At 44.4% G+C, this 22,885-nt stretch carries 23 protein-coding genes and 1 riboswitch; of the genes, 4 read left to right on the top strand and 19 right to left on the bottom strand.

Annotated elements, in window-relative coordinates; translation table 11 throughout:
* The first annotated feature begins 178 nt into the window (after nt 1–178).
* Nucleotides 179–1,798 (top strand): PucR family transcriptional regulator, encoded by a 1,620-nt coding sequence (locus GI364_RS04525; protein ID WP_198852510.1) that lies wholly within the window; start codon nt 179–181, stop codon nt 1,796–1,798.
* Between the two features lie 127 nt (nt 1,799–1,925).
* Here GI364_RS04525 and GI364_RS04520 read toward each other — a convergent pair whose 3' ends face one another.
* Nucleotides 1,926–3,578, bottom strand: coding sequence for an MFS transporter (locus GI364_RS04520; protein WP_198852509.1), 1,653 nt, complete (start codon nt 3,576–3,578; stop codon nt 1,926–1,928).
* A gap of 28 nt (nt 3,579–3,606) precedes the next feature.
* Nucleotides 3,607–4,209 carry a TetR/AcrR family transcriptional regulator gene (locus GI364_RS04515; protein WP_198852508.1) on the bottom strand — a complete coding sequence of 201 codons (603 nt, stop codon included), beginning with the start codon at nt 4,207–4,209 and terminating at the stop codon, nt 3,607–3,609.
* A 190-nt stretch (nt 4,210–4,399) separates the two neighbouring features.
* Between GI364_RS04515 and GI364_RS04510 the strand changes: the two genes are divergently transcribed.
* Nucleotides 4,400–5,224 (top strand): SDR family oxidoreductase, encoded by an 825-nt coding sequence (locus GI364_RS04510; RefSeq protein WP_198852507.1) that lies wholly within the window; start codon nt 4,400–4,402, stop codon nt 5,222–5,224.
* A gap of 158 nt (nt 5,225–5,382) precedes the next feature.
* Here the strand turns inward: GI364_RS04510 and GI364_RS04505 are convergent, their stop codons facing one another.
* From GI364_RS04505 to GI364_RS04480, 6 genes are all read right to left on the bottom strand, one after another.
* The gene (locus GI364_RS04505; RefSeq protein ID WP_198852506.1) at nt 5,383–5,862 is read right to left on the bottom strand and encodes a PAS domain-containing protein; all 480 of its coding nucleotides are present in this window, start codon (nt 5,860–5,862) and stop codon (nt 5,383–5,385) included.
* Between the two features lie 372 nt (nt 5,863–6,234).
* A complete protein-coding gene (locus GI364_RS04500) occupies nt 6,235–6,855 on the bottom strand; it encodes a TetR/AcrR family transcriptional regulator (RefSeq protein WP_198852505.1) in 621 nt (206 codons plus the stop codon).
* A 6-nt stretch (nt 6,856–6,861) separates the two neighbouring features.
* Entirely contained in the window at nt 6,862–7,746 is an 885-nt protein-coding gene (locus GI364_RS04495; protein WP_198852504.1) for a GNAT family N-acetyltransferase, read from the bottom strand.
* 248 nt (nt 7,747–7,994) lie between these two features.
* Complete coding sequence (locus GI364_RS04490) at nt 7,995–8,561, bottom strand: hypothetical protein (protein ID WP_198852503.1); 567 nt, start codon at nt 8,559–8,561, stop codon at nt 7,995–7,997.
* Nucleotides 8,562–8,644: 83 nt separating this feature from the next.
* On the bottom strand, nt 8,645–8,971 hold the full coding sequence (locus GI364_RS04485) for an antibiotic biosynthesis monooxygenase family protein (RefSeq protein ID WP_198852502.1): 327 nt from the start codon (nt 8,969–8,971) through the stop codon (nt 8,645–8,647).
* A gap of 29 nt (nt 8,972–9,000) precedes the next feature.
* Nucleotides 9,001–9,621 (bottom strand): flavin reductase family protein, encoded by a 621-nt coding sequence (locus tag GI364_RS04480; RefSeq protein ID WP_198852501.1) that lies wholly within the window; start codon nt 9,619–9,621, stop codon nt 9,001–9,003.
* Nucleotides 9,622–10,094: 473 nt separating this feature from the next.
* Between GI364_RS04480 and GI364_RS04475 the strand changes: the two genes are divergently transcribed.
* Nucleotides 10,095–10,442, top strand: a complete 348-nt coding sequence (locus GI364_RS04475; RefSeq protein WP_198852500.1) for a hypothetical protein — start codon at nt 10,095–10,097, stop codon at nt 10,440–10,442.
* A gap of 33 nt (nt 10,443–10,475) precedes the next feature.
* Here GI364_RS04475 and GI364_RS04470 read toward each other — a convergent pair whose 3' ends face one another.
* Nucleotides 10,476–11,429: a helix-turn-helix transcriptional regulator gene (locus GI364_RS04470; protein ID WP_198852499.1), complete on the bottom strand. Its 954-nt coding sequence runs from the start codon at nt 11,427–11,429 to the stop codon at nt 10,476–10,478.
* Between the two features lie 109 nt (nt 11,430–11,538).
* Between GI364_RS04470 and GI364_RS04465 the strand changes: the two genes are divergently transcribed.
* Nucleotides 11,539–12,018, top strand: a complete 480-nt coding sequence (locus tag GI364_RS04465) for a GyrI-like domain-containing protein (RefSeq protein WP_198852498.1) — start codon at nt 11,539–11,541, stop codon at nt 12,016–12,018.
* 224 nt (nt 12,019–12,242) lie between these two features.
* Here the strand turns inward: GI364_RS04465 and GI364_RS04460 are convergent, their stop codons facing one another.
* The 10 genes from GI364_RS04460 to GI364_RS04415 all read right to left on the bottom strand — a co-directional run bounded on the left by GI364_RS04460 (nt 12,243) and on the right by GI364_RS04415 (nt 22,765).
* A complete protein-coding gene (locus GI364_RS04460) occupies nt 12,243–13,928 on the bottom strand; it encodes a methyl-accepting chemotaxis protein (RefSeq protein ID WP_198852497.1) in 1,686 nt (561 codons plus the stop codon).
* 111 nt (nt 13,929–14,039) lie between these two features.
* A riboswitch (cyclic di-GMP riboswitch) is annotated at nt 14,040–14,141 on the bottom strand.
* Nucleotides 14,142–14,330: 189 nt separating this feature from the next.
* Nucleotides 14,331–15,020 (bottom strand): G1 family glutamic endopeptidase, encoded by a 690-nt coding sequence (locus GI364_RS04455; protein ID WP_233096142.1) that lies wholly within the window; start codon nt 15,018–15,020, stop codon nt 14,331–14,333.
* Nucleotides 15,021–15,978: 958 nt separating this feature from the next.
* Nucleotides 15,979–16,089: a sigma factor-like helix-turn-helix DNA-binding protein gene (locus GI364_RS25320; protein WP_198852496.1), complete on the bottom strand. Its 111-nt coding sequence runs from the start codon at nt 16,087–16,089 to the stop codon at nt 15,979–15,981.
* Nucleotides 16,076–16,423, bottom strand: a complete 348-nt coding sequence (locus tag GI364_RS04445) for an RNA polymerase sigma factor (RefSeq protein WP_198852495.1) — start codon at nt 16,421–16,423, stop codon at nt 16,076–16,078. The genes GI364_RS25320 and GI364_RS04445 overlap by 14 nt, the downstream gene beginning before the upstream one ends.
* A gap of 1,237 nt (nt 16,424–17,660) precedes the next feature.
* A complete protein-coding gene (locus GI364_RS04440) occupies nt 17,661–18,146 on the bottom strand; it encodes a hypothetical protein (protein WP_198852494.1) in 486 nt (161 codons plus the stop codon).
* Between the two features lie 122 nt (nt 18,147–18,268).
* Entirely contained in the window at nt 18,269–18,958 is a 690-nt protein-coding gene (locus GI364_RS04435) for a hypothetical protein (protein WP_198852493.1), read from the bottom strand.
* Between the two features lie 899 nt (nt 18,959–19,857).
* Complete coding sequence (locus tag GI364_RS04430; protein ID WP_198852492.1) at nt 19,858–20,388, bottom strand: DinB family protein; 531 nt, start codon at nt 20,386–20,388, stop codon at nt 19,858–19,860.
* Nucleotides 20,389–20,627: 239 nt separating this feature from the next.
* Complete coding sequence (locus GI364_RS04425; protein WP_198852491.1) at nt 20,628–21,002, bottom strand: hypothetical protein; 375 nt, start codon at nt 21,000–21,002, stop codon at nt 20,628–20,630.
* A gap of 57 nt (nt 21,003–21,059) precedes the next feature.
* Nucleotides 21,060–21,191 carry an IS66 family transposase gene (locus tag GI364_RS04420; protein ID WP_198852490.1) on the bottom strand — a complete coding sequence of 44 codons (132 nt, stop codon included), beginning with the start codon at nt 21,189–21,191 and terminating at the stop codon, nt 21,060–21,062.
* Between the two features lie 314 nt (nt 21,192–21,505).
* A complete protein-coding gene (locus GI364_RS04415; RefSeq protein ID WP_233096141.1) occupies nt 21,506–22,765 on the bottom strand; it encodes an IS110 family RNA-guided transposase in 1,260 nt (419 codons plus the stop codon).
* Between the last annotated feature and the right edge of the window lie 120 nt (nt 22,766–22,885).

Below are 22,885 nucleotides of genomic sequence, written 5' to 3'. Positions count from 1 at the left end.
CTCCCGAATCCTACTTCAATTTCAGAATTTACAATTCAGAATTATTAGATTAGATGATATATTAAAGTAGTATATCTTTTCATTCGTCATGGTGGACTACGTTGTCTCTTAATTTTTCGACACCGCGTACAATATATTCTGATTTTTTACATTACTTAAAACTTAAGGATGATTATAAATGGCAGTAACTGTGTTTGATGCAATGAAATTACCGGTAATGGAACGGACAAAACTCGTGGCTGGACAGGCAGGACTTAGCAATCCAATTCACTGGGTGACCATTGTTGAAGTGATTGAGGACGAAACGCGGCTTCAGCAAAACGAATTCCTCATCACCACGGCATACGGACTGCAGAATAGTACCTCAGCTAAAAGGGAGTTCATCGAGAAACTGTCTTCACGACAATTATCTGCCGTCGCAATCCAAACTGGATTTTACCTACAATCTATTCCGCAGGAGTTCATCGAAGCAGCCAATAGATATCAACTGCCATTAATAGAACTTCCTAGCGAACTCAATTTTTCCATGATAACCCGCGAACTGCTCCAGCAGGTAGTGAATAACAGACTACACATCGCTGAATTTTCAGAGTCTATCTATCACAAATTGACAAACCTACTAATTACTAAACAGAATTTACAGTCAATAGCTGATTCGTTGGAGCAGTGGATAAATGGGCATATTATTATATGTGATGACGAGTTCGTTCTCTTAGCGGGGAGATCTACTCTTTACTCACTGGAGAAACTTTTGCATGTAGTCCTGGATTACTCAGACTCGGGTTCAATCTCGATTCGTAACCCAACCTCGAACGAAAAACACAGTGTAAGTTCGTTCAAAATGACTTACTCTGAAGTATGTTTCAATGTAAGAACCTCTCCTATTATTGCTGCAAATAGTTTGCTGGGTTATGTAATAGTACTAAAAGAAGACGACTTCTCTGACTTAGACCTATTAGCTATGGAGCATGCATCAACGATTTGTGCCCTGGAGTTTCTGGCCAAGAAACAAATTAAAGAATCGCAACGAAGATTTAAAGCAGACCTTTTAACAGAAGTATTTCGGCTCGAACATAGTGAGTCTAGGGAGGTACAGAATCGGCTAATGGATTTAGGAATGGATCTGCAGCAACGCCATACCGTTGTGCAGTTCTACGCTCAAAATTGCTCATGGGATGCAACCATGACGAGAACAGTGGAGAAATTCTTCGATTCACTGTCCTTATGGTACTTGTCCAAGGAAACCATAAACGGATTTATTGTGCTTTGTAGATCTGATGAACTCCTGTCAATCACGAGACAACTGGAGAAAAGACTCACTGAGTGGAAAAATCCTAAGATAAGTGCTGCTATAGGAGCATCTTGTGCTGAATTAGTTACACTACGGGAAAGCGCAACGGATGCAGAACTGATAAGAAAATACGCGCCTGTTTTAAATCCTGATTCACTTGTCTCTGATATTACTTCACTGGAGCCCTATCTTCCTTTCATCAATATGCTAGAACAAGGACTATCGCTTTCTAAATGTTATCATAAGCTTCTTTACCCGCTCCTTACCGCTCCTTACCTGCTTGATACGCTTGAGACACTACTTCGTAACAATATGAGCCGAAAGCTTACGTCTCAGGAACTCTTTATTCATAGACACACACTAAATTACCGAATAGAAAAAATTGAGGGCTTAACAAACCGAAGTTTACATCAACCGCGTGACCGATTTGAGTTCCAAATCGCACTCATCGCTTATCGATTATCTCACGAAGTCCAAATTAAGTCGGGGACAATTGAATCGGGATGAGCGACTAACCCTTTCGCCAGTCGTCAACATTCACCCATAGATTCCCAGAAGCGTCAGCTTAGCCCCCTATTTCGCTAAGGCACAATGATAAAGAAAAATATCCTGAGGTCTTCTCGTACTATGCAAATCAGTTTTCCGTGGATTCGTGTTCGTTCCTATTGTGTTCGTTCCTATGATGATACATATCCGCTCTTTTAATCAAGAATAACGCGGACACTGCTCCAACCGCGAGAAATCCTGTCGCCCACAGTAAAATGTCCGTCATGCCGTGGATAAATGCGACTCGCACAGCTTTCTGTACATCTGGAAAGAACGGTGAATTGGAATATGGGTTTGGGTGGTTGGGATTTGTCCTCAATCCTGTGCTCGCCGCAATCGTCCCTGCTTTTTGGAGGCCAGTGATGATTTGCGTCTTTACGGCCGCGGTCAAGTGGGGGATATTCAGCGCCGAAATTTGATTCTTAATATAGATGTTATATCGGTCCGTCAACATGGCCCCAAGAAAAGCGATGCCAAACGATATCCCAATTTGGCGGCTCACATTGTTAACCCCTGAGGCCATACCGGATCGTCTCGGGTCAATAGTACCCAAAGCAACACTGGATATAGGGGGATTGACAAGTCCGTTTCCGAGACCGGCGAGAATTAAGGCAGGAAGCAGCACGACCCAGTCAGCAGCTTGGTCTTGGGGTGAGATGCGGGTCATAAACGCCACTCCCACCGTAATCAAGCCGAGACCTACAAACAAAATCGGCTTTGCCCCAACACGGTCGGTCATGCGCCCCGCTAGCGGAGCGGTTAACAGAACGAGGGCACTTAAAGGGAGAAAGCGAAGTCCCGCTTGCAACGCATTGAAACCGAGAAAATTTTGTAAATACAGTGCGAGATAAAACAATAGGGAGTAGAGTCCGGCACTTAACGTAAACGCACTGATGGCAGAACCCGTGTAGCTGGCGTTCTTAAAAATCCGCGGGTCCACCATTGGAAATTTCATGCGAAGTTCACCAATAATGAAAACAATCAGACTGACCGCGGCAATAACAAACAAGGTGATAATATAAGTCGAGGTCCAGCCTTTGTCATTCCCTTGAATGAGAGCCAAAACCAAACAGAACATAAAGGCCGTGACGGTGACCAGCCCAAATACATCGATTGATCGCGGTGCATGATTATCGCGCGCTTCCTTCAGCGCCCACATGGCCATGAGAATACCGATGATGCCAATCGGAATATTGATAAGAAAAATTGACTGCCAATTGACTTTGGTGACCAATATTCCGCCAAGAACAGGCCCAATGGCTGTGGCCAGCCCGCTGACCCCGCCCCAAATTCCGAATGCCATACCCCGTTCTTTGGCTTCAAAGGTGGAGGAAATAAGAGCGAGCGAAAGGGGCATCATCGCTGAACTGCCCAACCCTTGTATGACACGGGAAATGTTAAGTATGTCAACGTGGCTTAAGCTCCCAATGGTGAAATCCCCGGACAAAGCGCATAAGAGAGAACCTATTGTAAACACCGACATACCAATGATAAAAAATCGCTTTCTGCCAAATATGTCACCCAATCTTGAGGACGTAATAATAAATACGGCAAGAGCAATGGCATAAGCACTGATGACCCACTGCAAACTGCCTAAAGCAGCGTTCAAATCCTTCGCAATCGTCGGCAGAGCCACATTGACGACGGTGACATCAATGAGCGCCATAAATAAACCAAAACAAATTGCGACTAAAGCCCACCACTTGTGGGAATTTGATTCCTTTTGATGACTATTCACCATTCTAATCTCCTAACTTTTTATACACGTTTTATTTGCTTTCTGAATCGCTCAGAATGCTCGTAAACATGAACACAATTGTTTCAACCAATTCATCTGATTCCTGCTTCAGTGAGCTGTCATCGTCTCCAAAGCTACAAATCATGGACACGTGTTGGAATAATTGAGCATAGAACATTCTAGCCAACAACTTATAATTAGCAGACCGTATCAAGCCCCGCTCTGACAAATCCGTTAGATACTTTTTCAGGTGTTCCTCCAAACGCATTGGAATCATGCGTACAATGTTTGCGTAGGTTGGATTCCGAGGGACTTCCATGATTCCGATTCTGATGTAATCAAGATTTTTATACTCATGTTCCAAATAAATTTGTGCCAGGTAGGTCAAGCTGTCAGACAGATTGTCTGTCAATTTCTCATCCAGTTCATCGGTCAGTAGTGAGGTTGGAGCATGAAAATGCAGTACTTCACGAAACAAGTTTTCTTTGTTTTGAAAATGGCGGAACAGGGTGATTTCGTTTACATCAGCCCTCTTCGCAATCTCTCGCGTCGAACTCCCTTCATATCCATTTTGGGAGAAAGCGGCTAAAGCCGCCTGAATAATGCGCTCTCTAGTGTTTGATTTAACTGCCATTTGTCTTCACCTCAAACATGTTTTACCGGTTATCAGTACGCTCAATAAGCGATAGCAATCGCTTCTTCAGTTCCCTGCCGGAGAGCTGTCTCCACAAGGCAAGAACATATTGACATCTCAATACTAAACCACTAACTTATAGTATGCAAGCAATCACTTACATTCAAATCCGTGGACGGAGGTTGTGAAAATGATTCTAGTCACTGGAGCTACAGGTAACGTGGGTCGTGAGGTCGTTGAGCAATTGCATAGTATGGGGCAACGGGTTCGAGTGTTGAGCCGCAATCCAGAAAAGGTTCAATTTCCCGACAGTGTGGAAGTTGTGACCGGAGACCTCGCAGATATGGAGACGGTGAAACCAGCGTTAACTGGGGTCAATAAAGTATTCTTGATATACATTTCAGGCGGCGAAGAGGTTCCGAAACTTGCGAAAGAACTAGGAGTAGAACATATTGTATTCCTTTCTTCCGGTGCCATCGAGTCTGCAATTGAGAACGGTATTGGGCGGATGCATGCAGAAGTCGAAGAATTGATTAGGCAGTCTGGAGTTACTTGGACGTTCCTAAGACCCGATGCGTTCATGTCGAATTCGCTGCAGTGGGCAGAATCTGTTCGTACGGAGGGCATGGTTCGGGCCCCATTTGGCGATGTATTGTCAGTTCCCATCGATCCAAAGGATATTGCTTCTGTTGCCGTCAAGGCTCTTTCCTCTGCAGGGCATGACAATGAAATCTATACGTTAACAGGGCCGGAAGCACTCAATCCGGAGGACCAGGCTCATATCATCGGGGATGTCCTTGGTAAAAAAGTCGCTTTCCAAAGTATTCCTGAGGAAGTTGCCAGACAGTATATGACACAACACGCTCCTGAAGAAATTGTGGATGCTCTCTTTAAGCTGATGCAAGGAACTAGAATTAAGCCTCAACCTGTGTTAGACACAGTCGAAAGAATCACCGGCAAGCCAGCACGTACGTATTCCCAGTGGGTGAAGGATAACGCCGGAGCTTTCCGATGACCCATATGAATTGATATTCAAACGCAGAACACCCGTTGGCCGCAAGTGCCAACGGGTACAAGCGCGTATCATCACCCACACGATGGAGTCAGGGGTCAAGTTTTACTTAGTCAGATGATATCAGTCGAAGAAGTCGTTTATAGGTTAATCCGGATTGTTTACCATTCCATTTCAACAGCTTTAAATTCCTCAATCGTCTCAGGAGTGTGTTTTCCGTCTTTTCCTTGAAAGAGATTGATATTGACGGTCACATCCATACAACCAAGGTATTTCCCGTTTTCATCGCGAACAGCCATGAACTTTTGATAGATTTGACCAGATTCTCCAGAACGTTTTGGGAACCAAAATTCCCATTCATCGCGTTTTCCTGAGCGAAAATCATTTAACAATTTTTCAACGTAATTGGCCACTCTTGGATGAAGCTCAAGCACGGGCCGGCCAATCGCTTCTTTTCGGCGACTATGGACACGGTTGGGATTGTCGGAATACCAGCGAAAAATATCGTTAGCATCGCAAAAGCCCATTTCAAATGGCAGAAGTTTGATAATGGAATCCAAAGTGCTGGCTTTTATCGCACCAGTTTCAAAATTAATCACAGCTTCAGGACTAATTAAGTCTGACAATTTTTCTTGAGTCATTTGTAACTCCCCTTTACGAGAAAGAATAATCCACATAGGATTTTCAACTCACTGCAAAGATACCTGCATCCAGTTGGCCAAACGCCCCAAAGAATTCTACTGGATTTTACATATTTTGCGCCTCTAGCGTATGTGTGACTGTGATCTGAATCACAGTTACGAACCACAATTTCGTCATTCGTGTGACTTTCCGCATAAATTGTACTTTGTCTTCTCTGATATATGTCCTCAGGAATCAAACTCATCTTAGGATAGGTCCGCTGCTTGACTTATTCAGCCGCCCTAATGAATAAAAATGACCACAGTCAACGAAAAATTGACTGTGGTCATATCCCCCACTTAATGGCCCTCTAAACACAGAGAATAAGTATTTCAACTCATTGGGGCGTTTGTTACAAACCTATGCATCATGTCAATGGCTGTACGGTAGACTTCATCATTGTCCTCCAATTGCGTCAGTTGCGAACGGTGCAAGTGCAGCCCGTCACATAAGGCCCAGTACAATGTAGAAACTGCTGTTGAATCGACATCGTGACGGAATTCCCCAGTAGCCTTCCCTTCATTTACTGTGTTTTCTAAAAGCTTGATCAACCGATTGTATCTTCGTTGCATAAAATCCATTCTAGATTCATTACGGGAAGTGGACAAAAAGAACTCAAGAAAGACAGAGATCCATTGACGTTGGTCATAACGCAACGGTTCACGATACACTTCCAATAAATATCGAAGTCTATCCCAAGCATTGGGCATTGCAGAAAATACTGATTCAATTTGCTCGAGAAAACGTTCAGTTCGCTCCATAACGAGAGCAAGAAATACTTCCTCTTTGCTTGAAAAATACGTGTAAAACATACCTTTCGATACGCCTGTCAAGCGAACAATGTCATCTATAGTAGTGTTCGCATAACTATTGTCCGAGAAACATTGCAGTGCACTTTTAAGCAGTTCCGACCTTCGCTCATCACGGTACTCTTTTGTGACCTTTGGTGCCAAGTTCCATCACCTCTTCATCTGACGCATCATACTTACCTGCTGCTCTGATATCGTAAATCCTTCTCCCTCGAGTATCCCAATGACTTCGCGGTTCGAGACTGGAATGTTTACTGCCATTCGCATGCAGTCTAATTCGTGCTGGACATACACATCGTGCAACAACCGCCTAAGAGCACTTGTTTTGTTTTGCAAGCTAGGAATTGTTTCACATTGGTATAAGACAATTGACTTCGTTATGCCGCTTTCGTCTGGTGTACGTTTGTATAAGGCATAAGCTATGGGCGTCGCCTCATTGTCATAAAGGATTAAAGACTCACCCCCAGCTAGACTTTGCCACTGCGTCTGCCAAGTACTAAATGGTTGATAAAAAGGTAATGACATGACTTCATGCGGTAATCCGGATTTCACCGTTCTCCACGACCCAGTTTCACCTTCAAAAGCCCGAGCGGATAATGGCCCATTGCGAACTAGAAGAGCTACGGTATTGACAATCTTATATCCAGACTGCTGATATAACCTGATTGCTGGGGCATTTTGAACGAGCGCTTCCAAATAGGCAACGTCAACGTCAAGTTCACGATATACGTCCAGACACGCTTGCATCATACGCTGTCCAACACCCTGTCCTCGATGCTCAGGAACGACAGCTGTTCCTCCGTTCCAGGCAATTCGTTTACCAGAAATGTCTCGAACTCCGGTGAAGATGCATCCTATGGGTTTTCCATCGACCCATGCAATCAGCGAATGTTCAGGAGATAATCCATCATTTGCTACCCTTTTAACGAACTGAGTAAGCGTCATGGTCACATTCACAAAGTACCCCTTGAACCCCATGTTCCATACTTCCAGTGCAGTGTTCAACGAACACTCACTCATTCTCGTAATCTGCACGTGTCCCTCTCCTCTCGTTAAGCTTCCGCCACTCACAACTTTGGGCACAAGTCCACTGAATTGCTCCATCGACCCGCTGCGATGTCCATTACGGCGAAAGTCTCTATGGCACAATCAAAACCGACTAGTCGGTCTTTTTTAACTATAACGGTAGCTGATTAATAAAGAAAACATTTGTATTATTATGCTCCACCTCGACTTAACCAATGACAGCAGGCTAATCGGGCCACTCAACCTGCTGATACCAGCTATCTTGGAATAGCCACGTTGGAAGGTGGCACAACTTTCGTCCACAAAACTTTTCCTCCACGGCGATTGCCGCGTAATCCCATGATAACGAACCGCCAATCCTTACGCGGGACTGGTTGATTCGTGCGTGCGATGAATTTTGAGGCAGCTTGCGAGGTGTTTCCCACGTTGAACCAGTTGTTTACGGTTGCATGAGTCGGAAATGGCTGTAGTCCCAAAGATTCCAAAACAGGATTTTCCGCATTGCGATTGAACCAGCCACCGTATGAGAACTGATTAGGGCTATTCGTTTCCAAATCAGTAACTGGAACATGATTTTTGTCTGTTACAATGAGGAATACCTCACAACTCTTCTTATCATAATTTTGACTCCAATTGGATACATTCACGTCGAACTGAGTCTGATATTCCCCCTTCACTCCACGAAGGAACGGCGCGGTATTGTCGATTGAAAACGATACTGCATAGTTGCTCTGTCGCGGCTGATGGTTTGATATCATCGAGCAACCGCTGAGCACGGAACTAGAAATGACTGTAAGCCAAGCCGCATACAATTTAGGAACCATCTACATCTCTCCTTGAACCAAGACCCAGCCTAAATTTGGCACGTTACTTACCCAAACTCACACAGTCATCTCAATGTAAGCATTCAATCAGCCTCATACTCATAGTCTCTTTCGACTTTGCACACCCTTGTTTTGTATTCGCGATACCAATCAGCCCTTCCTCTATCTTGGGCCATCATGTGTCGCTCATTTCGTTTCCACGCTTGAATTGCCTCAAGAGACGCCCAATACGATACCGTTATTCCTAACCCGTCGTCAGCGCTCTCCACACCTAGGAATCCTGGTTGAATGGAAGCCAGCCGAAACATCTCCTCCGCCACATCGGCGTATTCATCCTCAAAATCTGTTCGTTTCGATGTAAAGATTACGGCAAAATACGGTGGTTTTGGCGTATGTGCAATCTCTTTCATTACTTTCCTCCTCGTATTCAAACAACGACCTATGCTTCTGCTCGGAACGTTTTTCCAAGTTCTTCGCCAAGCCCAAAATAATGGCGAAAGTTATAAATGAGCGGGCTCCAAGCTGCGGTATTGATGTGAGAGTCGTCCAGTACAATGTCTTCGTGTGCGTGCACAGTCAGCGCTTCCACTTCAATAATACCAAAGCGTGCAGCTTCTCCTGTCAGACGAATATCTCTAACCTTTGCCTCAATTTGCAACGGACATTCATCAATCCGACTAGGTAGCACTCGGTGAGATTGAACTACTGTAAGACCAGACACGCTAAATTTGTTTTTCTCGTATCGGAATACCTTTCGCTTGTGTTCAGGAACCGGATTGGCACCGGTCAACGGCGCGAGCGATTCTACTTTCTTCCATGATTCTGGGCTGGGGACATTAACAACACATTCCCCATGCCTGCGCAAATTTGCAAAGCCATGTCCGCCTGCACCAAGTCCAAGAACAATAGAGTTGCCCAAGGCCCATGCTGACGACATAGGTGTAATGTTGCTTGAACCGTCCTCATTCAGCGTTGTTAGCAGCACTACCGGTGTTCCAAAGTACAGTATTTTCGGAGAGATAATCCGAGTTTCCGTGAGTTCATCGATACCACGTGTCATTTTGTTTAATCGCCTCCAAATCCTTTCTCCTGTCCCACATCCATTCTAATTGACGGAGCACTCGACCATCATCGAATGATGTATGTAAGTCAGGTGACGGCCAGAGACGAGAATTTTGAGCGTACTCTTGACAGGTAGTGTTACGTTTGAAGAAAAGCGAGACCTGTGTTAGCCTCCCTGCTAACACGATCGATCCCGTTTGCAATTGCAGCCCTTATCGCAATATGAATAGAGTAGAGCTAACCTTTTAGAGAGGAAGATGGCCCATCCTTCGCAAACGCTTAGCTAATACTGTTTTCCTAATTCTATCTATTGGATTCGTCACTTCTCTCATTCTAAACACTGTTTTTCTAAAGAGAATCAATCGACAACATCAGTACACGCATAGTCTATATAATCATCTCATATCTCATGTATATCTTGCAGATGGAGGCGGGTTCCGTTTTCCTGGTTATCAACGTGCTTCTGTGAATATGAGCTATGCAGCTAACGGGTTAGAAAACCTTTATCTACAGGCCGCGGCTCATAACCAGAAAAATGCCCAACTCATTCAGCAAGACGCTTCTTTTGTCTCATATGTAGCTATGGCTCTAGTTGGAAATAATATGAAGTTTCTAGTAGGAACCAATGATAAAACAGTTGTAACTATTACGCCAAACCAAGCAAAGAAACTTGTTCAAGAAATATATACAGTCCTATCAAAAAACACTGTCGATGGTGCTATACCTCATGACAAGGTAGATATCGTATATAGCTCAATTCATAACTTAATCCCAAAAGACTTAAAGTCGATTGGTGTCTTTACACACTTGTATTACTAGCACGCGTGCCGCTTCCAGAGCACTGCAACCTAGTCATAAATACACTCTCTCTTCCAGTCCTTGAATGACCTCTTCAGGTATCGTTCTGACCTTGACATCCTGACCTAAAAAGAGTAACCAACTTATTATTTCTTCTAATTCTTCGGGATTCTGAACATTCACGAAAGTCTTTAGAACCGCCGTTGTTTGATAAGGATTCGTGTAGGAGAGAGACGCAGTTAACGGATGGTATTTTTTGAACTGAGCAATGGCCTTTGGACCAAGGTCAATAACGAGGTTAATGACATCTTTTTGGCGACTGAGTTCTTCTAAAATCTCTTTCTTGCTCAACGGCCTCTTCGTCGGATAGGGTTCGACACTTGTGAGGTGATCGACGTAAAAAAGTTCCTTTTTTGCAGCCGCTATATCGAAACCTTCAATCAGCCACAGACTCTTTTCACGAAAAAGATGCAATACATAAATTGAATAGGATTTTGTCAGCTTCCCTTCTTGGATGCTAATCAGTAAGCGCCGGTCCCAAAGCAGGGCTTGGATTAACTTCTCTAGTATGGGATGGGGAAGGTCTGAGAGTTCAAGCAAATCCGGGTCATGCGGGTTGGTCCCTTCAAAGACCAAGATCTCATTTAACAAAACAAGCTCATCCTGCTGGTTTTCTGAAATTAGGCCGAGCAGCTTTTCGGCTAAAGACTGTCGACTCTTCAGATAAGGAAGTTGTTGATTTCTTGTAGCCATGAACGCAATAAAAAGAGCTTTCATCTCATCGTTGGTAAAGCGAACATCTGGGAGGACGGAATTGCACATGACAAGATAACCCCCATCCCTCCCAACTTCGGCGATAAGCGGCATTCCCATGGCCTCAATCTCTTTGATATCTCGTATGGCTGTCGAGCGAGAGATGTCAAACTCCCGCATGATTTCAGAAATTGTAAAGCGGGCCCGGTTATTGATGTACCGCATGATGGTATTGATACGTTCGACTTTTTTCATCAGAACTCCTAAACAGTATCGTTTTCTGACATAATTTAAGGTTATCCTATACCCATCAAATGAAGAAGACAAGACATTTGATATACAAACGGAAAGGACGATTGTAACGATGGCCAATTATGCCTTAGAGGAAAAAGACAGCTTCACCGTTGTAGGACTGGGAACTGAGCTAAAGAGTCACTACACAGACTTTGCTGGTTTAAACAAGGAAAAAGCGGATTTTTGGCAGGCCGCAGATCAAGATGGCACACTGGAGAGTTTAAGAGCCATTGCCTCAAATGATTACATTTTTGCTGTCAATGAAGCGGTGAATGGCAAGATGATGCATTACGCTGGTGTCATGACAACGTCATCTGCACCAGAAGGCGCAAGAATTATTCAATTTCCACAAGGGCAATACCTAGTTGTTAAAGGAGAATCAGAGACAGCTGCTGAATTAAATAATACGCTTTCCGGTATTGCCTTTGGTCAAGCCTTGGCAGAAATCAAAAACTACGCCTATGTGGGTGGCCCAAACACAATCGTTGTGACGGGACGACAGGATGACCTTGTCGTTGGTGAAATGTGGATCCCGGTTGTAGCCCAATGAGACCTAAAGGTCGGCAAACGCTAAGGAGCCAAGTAACAACAATGCCGCAACAAACCAGAATCAACCGGCTGTAACGCAAGGCAGCCGGTTTTCATTTTGACCGGAGGATGTGTCCGTTTGGCATGGCTTCGGACCTCATATCTAAAGTTAACCCACTAATTCTGAGTGGATAGTTCTCTAATACGTTCTCTAATACGTTCTCTAATACGTTCTCTAATACGTTCTCAAATACGAAATTGCCCAATCAATTCTTGTAGCTGCTCTGCCATATCTCTAAGCGAAGATGCGGAAGCACCAATCTCTTCAGCAGCGGCGAGTTGTTCTTCAGTAGACGCAGACGCTGTCTGCATACCGGAAGCAGTTACCTCGGATATTTGAGCAATCTCCGAAACAGCATCATTGAGTTGAACGGCCCCAGCGGAAAGTTGTTGGGTTGCGGCCGATACATTCTGAATTTGCTCACTCACTGAGCTCACTGCGAATCCAATATCCTCGAATGATACTCCTGCTTGATTGACAGCCTTAAGACCATGGGATACCTGGCTAGCTGTTGCTGCGGTGACGGACACCGCTTGACTCGTTCCATCTTGGATTTGCCTAATCAATGCCGCAATTTGTTCTGCAGATTTAGATGATTCTTCAGCTAATTTTCTTACTTCATCTGCTACTACGGCAAATCCTCGACCGCTTTCTCCTGCTCTAGCAGCTTCAATAGCAGCATTTAACGCTAATAAATTAGTTTGACTGGCAATACTGGTAATGGCATCAGTTATTTCACCAATTACCTGAGATTTCGAACCTAACTGCTGCACCACGCTGGACAAATCTGTTACGGTATTTTGAATCGAGCTCATTTGTTGTACAGCGGTTTGAATGGCTTCATTTCCGGTCACAGACTTGCGGTTCGCATCCTCGGCTGATATGGCTACATTGTTCGTGTTTTCAGCAATGTGCTGAATCCCGTTCGTCATTTCTAGAATAGATTGCTTTCCCTCTTCAAGGTTCAGCGACTGTTTTTGAGTACCGTCGGCAGCTTGTTGGATGGTAGCGGCGATCTGCTCTGTTGCTTTACTGGTTTCATCAGAGCTTGCCGAAAGTTCTTCCGCGGATGCAGCTACCTGCTGTGAGGACTCACTTACGCTCTGTATGATGGATCTTAAATTGTTTTTCATTCTATTAAATGCTTGTGCTAAAGAGCCCACTTCATCCTTGGACTTAATCATCACATCATCACGTGTCAAATCGCCTGCAGCCATTATTTCAGTTTCTCTCATTAATGCGAGCAACGGCGTTGTAATTAATGTGGACGTAATCACACCGGCTGCAATAGCTATCAGAAACAAAACTATAGTAAGAGATATAACGACAATATTCGTTTTCCGGGATATCTGATGGTTTACCAATTTGGCATGGCTCAAGTTCGCTTGAGTGGTTTTTGCTACACTGGCTGCAACATTTCGCATGTTTACACCGTATTCGAATAGGTTGTTTTTTATCGTATATTGTAATGCAGATTTTGAGTTGGACATTTGAAAGACGTTGTCCGACTCAGCAACAAATTTCTGGTTCATTGTTGCCAGTTTATTTAGTTTTGTGACACTCGTTTTCGTTGGATTCAGGAGCAACGTTTTCTTTACTAACTGGCTTAATTGTTGCGCGGTGCTATGAATCCCCTTTTGATCATCGGGGGCATTCGTTGCAAAGTGTTCTCTAAGTAAACTGACTTCATGCTCAGACAGGTATTCCATTCTGGTAGCATTGTTCAATATGACAGAAGCGCGATTTGTAATGTTTGAGTATGATCCATCTAACTTGTGGTTGTAGTAAACAGAGATAACGCCTATGATTCCACTTAATATAGCTACGATTAAGAAGCTGCCAATGATTTTTTTGCGAAGCGTCAGTGTCATAAACCTTCTCCTCATCTCTATTTAAACGTCGTTTCCATCTGGAGTTTTTTCCCCGCCATTCTCGACACAGCGGCAATAAAAAAGCACCCCCAGGCAGGGCGCTCCCATTACAATCGCGGCCAGACTGTCATAGAATGGGTTTCCCATTGGTTTCCATTCCGTAGACCCTCAGCTTTGCGCCCCAACGTTTCCGTTGGTATGCCCTTTACATATTTAATAATTTCATTGACATACTGAAAGCAATACTACAGATTGTCAAAACAGATTTGTTTGGTTTTTACAATAGAAGATTTATCTGCGATAAAAGTCACAAGAGTGACACATGCTGTAGCTCTTACCATTCTCCCCTGCGCGGTATTGCGCAGGGGAGTTTTACTGTCTCAAATAGAACCTTGATACAAATTAAGATAGGGGAGCACTTGGCTGCGTTGATCCAAAGATGACATTAAATCCATCCGTGTCGGAATCCGGGTTAGACGGATCCGACACCACTGAACCGTTTTGAATCATATAGCCTCCATCGGAGGAAGTGAGCCTGGGGTTTCCACCGTTCACCGTGCCAGGATCGAATGTTGTGGCACCGTAGTTGGCCAAGGTCGCGATGGAGCCATTGATTTGTGGTGCCTCCTGAATCCATTCTGCGGAGGAACCAGGTCCTGAATACGATTGTGTTGTGCTAAACGATTCACCTTGGGTCAAGTCTTTTAGGGTTATGGTCCAAGTCCCATTCCCGTTATTGTGAATATGCGCACTCATGTGGTCGCCAGGGCTGACAGCCATTGTTGGAATAACCGTCTCCGCCGCCGGCAAAATCTCCCACCATGCGTCGTATTGAGCATGACCATTGACATAATCCTGTTCAGTCCCTGTTTGTATCAAGTTGCTGTTGTTGAAACCATCGATGCCAATCCAGGATGACGAGTACGTGTTACCGCTGGATCTCTTGACTGTAGGAACCGTCCAATTACCGGTGATGTCATTGTAGGTGCTCCCGGAAATTGCGTAGCCTGACCAGTTGGATGCTGCCCAACCAAGATTATGGACCCTTCTTGCGAGGTTTGGGGTTCGAATGTTGGTGGGTACACGCCTCATTGGTGTGTTTTTAATGACGACGCCCGGATGAGTGTAATGGGTTCCCTCTGTTGCCGCAAACGTGGTGACAGGAATACATAGGGCCCCAGCTACAGCAGTCGTCATCGCAGCCTGAACAAGTGTCTTTCGAATCATTAATTCCCCTCCAAAGTGAATGATTTGTGAAACAATTCCAAACATATGCAGTCGGAATCCAAAGATATTCCGCTTTTAGGAATTTTTCAACATATTTGTAGTGAGAACTCTGAAGGGATGTACGTCGTTTCTCGATTGTTGCAGTAGATATCGGGGCGTATTTATTAGCGCCAATCGAATGTCTCAAACCACTTCATACGTCTTATTGTCTTTCAAAGCTATCCTCTTTCTACTTGAATTCTCGAAAGAGAGGCTATTGCATAAGCCCGAGAGTACCGGAAACCCCGTATCAGCGCTCTGCATAATTATGTACTTAGTAGCCTGGTAAATCCCATCTCAGACAGACGTACCTATGTGCGCAATAGAATCTCAATTGCTGCCCGAGTCACCTTATAAAATTTGAATCTCCTAGCCTAGATATCTGACCCAAAGTCCATCTACCGTCTCTGTGTTTGTCGAAACTGGCATAATACTTCCTTCCTACCTGAATCAAGTTCCACACTTTGGGGTCTTTTACAAAGATTTTTAAGTACGGATGCAGACTCTCTTGAACACTGGCGACAATCCACTGCTGCGTAACATTCTTAGAGTGTTGTTTAGCTTCGACTTTTAGAACAGAAGTTGATACGAGACTAACCGCATTGGGTCCCCAACTGATGTAATACGACGAGATCCCGAAAACAAGTACAATCGCTATAACTACAAAACCGACAATTATAGAGATTCATTTCATTTTAACGCCCCTGACTACGTATCGTAGTGTTTCTCCACTTTCATTTGCCAATTGCCTTTAAAAATTGTTTATCGAACGTCTGTGCCAAATTCAACAGCATGTGTTTCTTGTCCAGCCGAGAAGATAGGCTGTCTCTGAAACAGATAACCCCATCAGCGTTCGCAAGAGGATAATCTCTCGTTTTTGCTTAGGGATTTCCATCAGTGCCTGCATGACCTCCGATACTTGGTCGTGAAGCAAAGCAATATCCTCTGGCAATGGCTGCGTAGACATCAGATCTACCTGCTGAATATCGGATGTAACGGGAGAACTGCTGGGTACGAACAAAATCCACAGCAAGATTTCGAGCAATGGCAAGTAACCATGTCTTTGGATTAGCTTGCCGCCGAAATTGTACTTGTCCTCCCATAGCTCGAATAAATGTTTCCTGTACCAAGTCATCAACATCCGTCCGCCGAAGGTAATAAACGAGAAACGTCTTTACGTCATCGGCATAACACCGAAACCACTCTTCGATTTCATCTACGTCCATCATTTCACCTCAATGGTCTAGACGAATGAATCTCCATCTAATTACACGCGTAAACACAGCGTCCAACTCATATCGTTCGATTCCACATCCAGACCTTCGGTTTCTCCCGACATCCACCTTTCTATGAACGATAAGAAGGTTTATTTATCCTCTGCATGTAACACCAAGTCCTTATATTTCGTCATGTAAAAAGTACGTACCAAGGGGAGATTTAATTGCATACAAAACGTACTTTATTATTAAGCAGTACCGCGATAACCATTTGCTCAGTATTAGTTGGATGCGGGAATACAACACAAATACACCGCAAAGGCACTCTCTATTCCAGATACTCCAATTCTGTAACACAGGATAGTTCTCAAAAATCAGGGAAGCTTCCCAAGTTGTCCTCTTTAATCGATATACCGACCAATAGCTATTCAATTTGCGTCTCTACGAAATCACTTCATGGAGGCAATTACCCATTTAAAATTAGCAAACAACGCCTCAGTGATGTAGATCTGTCATCTAATGATGGCCGGTTTAAAGAGGGGAAAAACAGCAATGACGTTACCAAATTTGGTTTTATAAAAACTTTATCTAAGGAGAATCCTAAGCAATACTGGCTATTACTTGGTAATAATAATAGTCTTATCATTCATTTCACAACTTGGGCTACGAAAAGTAGTCACTCAAGTGATCTGATAAATGTTGGAATACAAGTTCCTGCGAATTTCATGGAAGTCAGAGTTGTGGGGGCGTCAAATCAGCATGTATCGGTGAATACAAATAGTATATATCCCTATTACCAGTTTAGAGTTCACTCTAGTAGTTGGTATAAAATTACTTACGGATATGGGAATTCAACATCGACTGTACGGGTAAAGTTTTCTTACAAATAAATTCCCTTCAATTATGGTGCGGGGAAACCTCACAATTTCCTTTAGTATTAACTTGGCAAATTGATAGCAGTATTTAAATCAGAATCGTTAGGGTAAATAGATGTCAATTCTGTGGTACTGCTACTGCATCCCAATAGGGTTGCAATAAGTCAACAAAATTAATGCACAGACGTCAGTCTTATTTGATATCGAATGTCCATAAATCTCTCTCCAGCGAACCAAAGCCGTCACTTCAAATTAGACTCCAATTAAAAGAACCCGCCGTAGCGGGTTCGCAAAACCTTGTATATGCATCGCAAGTTTCCGTCACGACAGCGTATTCTCTCTGACCTCTATGCTAGAACTCTGGACGTTCTCAACTATTGGACTTGTTTGGCATAGAGCTCAAGGTTCTTGTCGAGTGAGACGGGTTTTGGGAAGGGATGTCGTATACTAATACTCTTATTGTAGCCGTATACCCAGACCCCGGCGAGAGCATTTCTCTTTTCAAGTGACAAGACGAGATGGGCAGCAAAGTCCGTCACTGTCTCGGCGCAAACCTCCATGAGGATGGGAGCTATATAATCCTCGCCTAATTCCGCAAGAAGGGCTGCCAATTGGGAATGTGTCCACGTCCAATCCGCAGGATGACTGCCTTCGTCACCCACTTCCGTGTCGTTGCCATGGCCCGTGATGCACAGTGGCTCTCCAGATTGGACCTGAGATAGCAAAAGCCTCATCTCTCGATTCGCGTCACTCTGGGTGCCAGCCGACAATTGCCGTATGCTGCCCCAAGCGTCTGCACCTGATTCAGGAGAAGAGGCCCACTCCATAACATCTTCGTCTCTTGTAATTACGATTAACATCCAGGAACTCCTTTCGTATGTCCGCGTCACACTGAATCTCTACGGGTGCAAAGTTATAAAGCGAGTCGACCTCGCACACCTTCATGCCTTGAAACCCCTATTTCACGTAATGATTTCTGTTATTATTCATCAGAGTTGAGACGACCTAGCCCCCGGACCTGCTTCAAGTGCATTGCGTGAACTTCCTCAGGCGATTTGTCCTTTAAGAAGCCATAGAGCTCCTTGAGTTTTTCAATAAACTCTTTAATTTTGTCAATATCCGGCCCAATGAGTTGTTGGTAGAAAAACACGATTTCTTCTGGGGTTAAAGACTTGAGGTTGACCGTGGCCAGCGACGTGTAGAAGCAGAAAGCGTTCTTCACCTTTCCAATAATCCCCGTGCTGGAATAGTTGTATCTCCAGCATTTCACATCCATACGTGTGATGACAAGACCATTGGGTACAATACAGAAGAAATGCTGTTCTTGCTCGCCAGCCGATTCATTCCCCAAAATAGTTTGGAGTCCCACTTTGATGATATCGACAAATCCATTTTTAATACCTTCTTCAGTACCACTAAAGAATTTGTCGATTAGCTCTGAAATCTGACTATCGACACCTTGGCTCACGTCTGCTCTGTACTCTTTGTACGAAGCAACTGCGCGATTACCTACAACCTGAATGCCTTCCTGCTTCTCTGGAAATCGATAGATGTCATTGATTTCAGTAACGAAGGTATCAAGCTTTGCCTTAGCCGCGGTCAACAGGAAGTCTAATTGCTCACGTGTTTGTTGCTCTTGGGACTGGTCTAACAACTCTCTGATTTGGGCCAATTCTCACTTCTCCTTTTCATGAGTTCAGGCTCGTTGCATTAGCTCACAATAATTCGCCTGCCTGAAGATTCAACCGCCTGTTATTTGTGACGGCTGAAAACATTTGTATGCATCTTCAAATAACTTCAGACCTATACAAAAATACCCTTTAAAACATAATCACCAAACTGCTAGTCGAACTGTCGGCCGATAAGCAATCACATCAGGACAAGAGCGACATTAAACACAACGTAGTCCAGAAATGAACAAAACATTCAGAAATTAAAAACCAAATTATCGTCGTCTCTGGGTTTCTAATGGGGCTTTAGTTGCCGCAATTGTTGTGATGGGAAGCTTATTCCTAAAAAACAATGCTCCCTTAGTCAGTCGTGACACTGAGGGAGGCTAAATAAATATGATTATCTAAATCCGAACATTGGTCTGCCAGCGTCCTGATATCTTAATCTGCCGTAATAAAGCAGATACATTGGAACAAAAGATTTATCAATTGCAGATAATGTAACTTTGGTTCGTCTTCTATAAATGTAAAATGCAGGCTAGCAAATTTCGTGAAGTTCCAGCCTCTACAAGTAGCCTTTCTTAGCGAGGGCCTCCCCGGATAAGTACCCAACCTTTTAGTCTCCGAAAATAACTCAACGAGGTCCGCAACTATACACGAATCTCCTCCTCTTCTGGGGGCACACATTAACCTAGTTGGATTCAACAAAAGACCCCATGGCGCGTGATTTTACCAATCGGGCCGAGTGGTTACAAACCTCCTTCAATTTCCTTGATCGTCACTCATAAAAACTTCCCATCGTGCGTAAACACGATATCGCGGTTCTCCAAGAAAACCCGTCATTAGATCATTTGAATACTAACTCGGTATGGCATTTGAGACACCTCTTGTGCTTGGTCATTCACTCGTTACGTTTCAATATACTTAAATATTCTTTCCACGATCCTACGTCGGATCTATATCTCTCTGCCATAACCCGCACGATTTGTGCAAGATGCGTTAAATCATGTACGACCCAGGTAGAAAGTAATTCTCTTAACTTCACGATGCCGAATGCAGGGTGATAGCCCGTCAATTCAAGATGCAATTCAGGTTCGATAAGAACTTTAAGTTTGCTTATGTTTAGTGTTCTTATTGTCTCAAATTCAAGAAACTTTTGTTCAATCGGTCTGTCAGAGCCTTCATTTAAGTGAGAATAACGATCAAATGGGGGAAACGGTTTATTTTCACCTTCTTGAAGAATAAATTCTAATCTTGGAATCCAGTTGTTTTTCTCTGCCTCAATGAGGTGCCCAATTACTTGAGAAACATTCCACGTCCCTTCCCCTTCATTGCATTGCAGCCATCCATCCGATAAACCAGATAGAAAATATTCTAGTGTTTTTGGGGTACGTTCAAGAACCTCAATAGCCTCTTTCATACTAAAATTCATATGACTGCTCCTTTCAGTAATCATAATCGGACATCATTTACCATCCTTACCCTATCAAGTCTATCATGGTCTCATTGAACCTGTGAGTAGAGTAGAAGACTGGGTGCCCAACTGAATAGTTGTACAAAATAAACAACTGTTCTCTGCCACTTTCCCCTCCAACACTTTTTATCCAAAGAAGGAGACCTATGCAGGTCTCCTTCTCGTTACGTGTCAAGTTGATGGCGAATTCTGACGCTTCAAGTGACAGTATCTGATTGCCCTCCAACAAAAAGGGTCATCTTTGCAATCGGTTGGGTGATATGCGTCATTCCTTCGTTCGGCAACCCCATTTCAAAGGATTTTTTCCCCGGAGTCGTCTGATATCCCCACATGTATTTTCCTAGATTATACTTTAAAGTAAACATAACGCTCTGCGTTACCCCCTGCTTCTTGGTAACAACTACATCGCTATTCCACTTTTGAAAGCCTGGGGTTTCGTGGTGAACAACACCGTGCTCTTTCCACGTTATCTTTAATGGTTTAACACTTTTTAGTCCATTTTTAAAGGTGAGATCCGTCTCACCAGTCACCATTGCACCCGCTAACAGCGGTTGGAAGTCATTCCAGGCCACTGTGCTTCAACTTCTCTGTTGTTCGTATGTTAATTAGACGTCTGAAATCCTTTTTGATCACACAACCAAGACTTTCTTCCCAAAAACGAAAGGTTCCATAGACCGCTCGCTACGATTATTCTCGACTTCCAGATTCCCATCTTTCAAGAATGTTACGAGCTTCTCCCATTGGTTCAGGCAATAGTTCACCGTCTCGCCAAAGGAACTCTTCGTACTTACTCATCCCACCGTACTTCACGTTGTATACCCCAGCATGGGCAATAACCCTACTTGTTTGACGGACAAATGCCGATACAAGTCCAGCAGCAATTACGTACGATGCCGTATAGGAAAGAGCAGCGGTACGATGTCAAGGCCCTAAGGTGACATAATATTTGTCGAATTGCTACTACGTTGGACGTGGTGCCAAAATTAGCAATACTCAACTAAGCCCACCCTACCTAGATTTTTAAAATATGGTGAAAAACCTAGGAACTGGTGGATAGAGGTCGATCGCGGTAAGTTTATGCGCGTTGTCGGACCCCTCCTTCCGGAGTGTAAAGTCGGTTGGTCTTTAGCAGATAGAAGACCACTCGCATCAGTTTCCGGGCTGTAAGCGCAAGGGTACGTCCCTCGGCAAATTCCTTTGGCTCCGCTCTCTTCTTGGCATAGTACTCGGCGAAAACAGGGTCGTGCACCCGGACACTGTTTGCCGCTTCAACCATGTAGTACTTGAGGTAGCGGTTGCCAGAATGAATCAGTCGAGTTCGGTTGGCTGTGAATTTCCCGGACTGGTGAACGGTCCAAGCGAGCCCGGCGTGTTTAGCGGCTTCCGCGTGGCTCTTAAACTGGCTTACATCCAGCTCAGCTACAATGCCGGAAGCAAGAATGGGACCGATACCGGGAATGGAATCAAGGGTTTGCGGGATCGTCGCCAAGTGGTCCTCAATTCCTTTGCGTAGTGCCTTCAGTTGCTCTTGTACCGTTCGAATCACGCGAATACTAGAAGCCATTGCGAGATTGACCGAGTCCGACATCGACTGGGGTAGCCGGTACGAGGAGCGAGCAGCCTTCTGTAGCACTTTAGCAACGACCTCAGGATTTTCGAATCGGTTCTTGCCATGTGCCACAAGGAATTCAATGAGACGCTCAAGGGGCATCTCACAGAGTTCCTCAACGGATTCGAATTCCTCCATGACAGCAATGGAAGTTGCCGAGAGCTTGTTTCTCTTAAAGGGACCTGTGCTGCTGTAGTCACTGAACTTGAGATACAAGTTCGTCATGAGGAAGTTGCTCTCTCTAGACAGATCCTGCATCAGGTGGTAGCGGGCTCGCGTCAAGCGCTGCAACGCCATGAGCGGCTCGCTCCAGGTAAAGGGATGCGGGAGAAGGCCTGTCCGAAGCTTAGCTGCGATAAACCAGGCATCTACTCTATCGTTCTTGGGGGCACTCAGGTAATGGGATTTCTTAAACTCCCTGATAAGACTGGGGTTAAAGACGTAGACCCTACGCTGAACACCAAAGTCCAAATGACGTTGCAGATACATGGCGGCATGGGTTGAGTAGCATCCAGTATGTTCGAGACCAAAGAGAATCTCTTCAGCCTGTTTCTGTTTTGCCAGCTTGGAGATACGATCCTGAAACTCTAAAATCCCAGGACGATTGTTGGTAACGGTGAATCGACTCACAGGTCGTTTCTCATCGTCCTGTGTTAAGCAGCAAACCACGTTCTCTTGGCTGCCTACATCAATTCCGACAAACAAGGAGGAAGTCAATATAATCACCTCCTTCAGGTTGGGATGCAGATGCCTGCGACCTCGGGATGACCCTGGGAAACCCATGAACGACAGCCTTGCGAGCTATTGGAATACACCAGACGTCATCGGTGCACGAGCCTCCTTCTG

The organism is Alicyclobacillus sp. SO9, from assembly GCF_016406125.1.
In the GTDB taxonomy this organism is placed as follows: Bacteria; Bacillota; Bacilli; order Alicyclobacillales; family Alicyclobacillaceae; genus SO9.
Note: the sequence above shows the minus strand (reverse complement) of the source record. Positions and strands in the feature narration are given on the sequence as shown.

Coding starts and splice junctions, on each gene's coding strand:
- GI364_RS04525 (WP_198852510.1), top strand. CDS start 179: ATGGCAGTAACTGTGTTTGATGCAATGAAATTACCGGTAATGGAACGG.
- GI364_RS04520 (WP_198852509.1), bottom strand. CDS start 3,578: ATGGTGAATAGTCATCAAAAGGAATCAAATTCCCACAAGTGGTGGGCT.
- GI364_RS04515 (WP_198852508.1), bottom strand. CDS start 4,209: ATGGCAGTTAAATCAAACACTAGAGAGCGCATTATTCAGGCGGCTTTA.
- GI364_RS04510 (WP_198852507.1), top strand. CDS start 4,400: ATGATTCTAGTCACTGGAGCTACAGGTAACGTGGGTCGTGAGGTCGTT.
- GI364_RS04505 (WP_198852506.1), bottom strand. CDS start 5,862: ATGACTCAAGAAAAATTGTCAGACTTAATTAGTCCTGAAGCTGTGATT.
- GI364_RS04490 (WP_198852503.1), bottom strand. CDS start 8,561: ATGGTTCCTAAATTGTATGCGGCTTGGCTTACAGTCATTTCTAGTTCC.
- GI364_RS04485 (WP_198852502.1), bottom strand. CDS start 8,971: ATGAAAGAGATTGCACATACGCCAAAACCACCGTATTTTGCCGTAATC.
- GI364_RS04480 (WP_198852501.1), bottom strand. CDS start 9,621: ATGACACGTGGTATCGATGAACTCACGGAAACTCGGATTATCTCTCCG.
- GI364_RS04475 (WP_198852500.1), top strand. CDS start 10,095: ATGAGCTATGCAGCTAACGGGTTAGAAAACCTTTATCTACAGGCCGCG.
- GI364_RS04470 (WP_198852499.1), bottom strand. CDS start 11,429: ATGAAAAAAGTCGAACGTATCAATACCATCATGCGGTACATCAATAAC.
- GI364_RS04465 (WP_198852498.1), top strand. CDS start 11,539: ATGGCCAATTATGCCTTAGAGGAAAAAGACAGCTTCACCGTTGTAGGA.
- GI364_RS04460 (WP_198852497.1), bottom strand. CDS start 13,928: ATGACACTGACGCTTCGCAAAAAAATCATTGGCAGCTTCTTAATCGTA.
- GI364_RS04455 (WP_233096142.1), bottom strand. CDS start 15,020: ATGAGGCGTGTACCCACCAACATTCGAACCCCAAACCTCGCAAGAAGG.
- GI364_RS25320 (WP_198852496.1), bottom strand. CDS start 16,089: ATGGAAATCCCTAAGCAAAAACGAGAGATTATCCTCTTGCGAACGCTG.
- GI364_RS04445 (WP_198852495.1), bottom strand. CDS start 16,423: ATGATGGACGTAGATGAAATCGAAGAGTGGTTTCGGTGTTATGCCGAT.
- GI364_RS04440 (WP_198852494.1), bottom strand. CDS start 18,146: ATGTTAATCGTAATTACAAGAGACGAAGATGTTATGGAGTGGGCCTCT.
- GI364_RS04430 (WP_198852492.1), bottom strand. CDS start 20,388: ATGAATTTTAGTATGAAAGAGGCTATTGAGGTTCTTGAACGTACCCCA.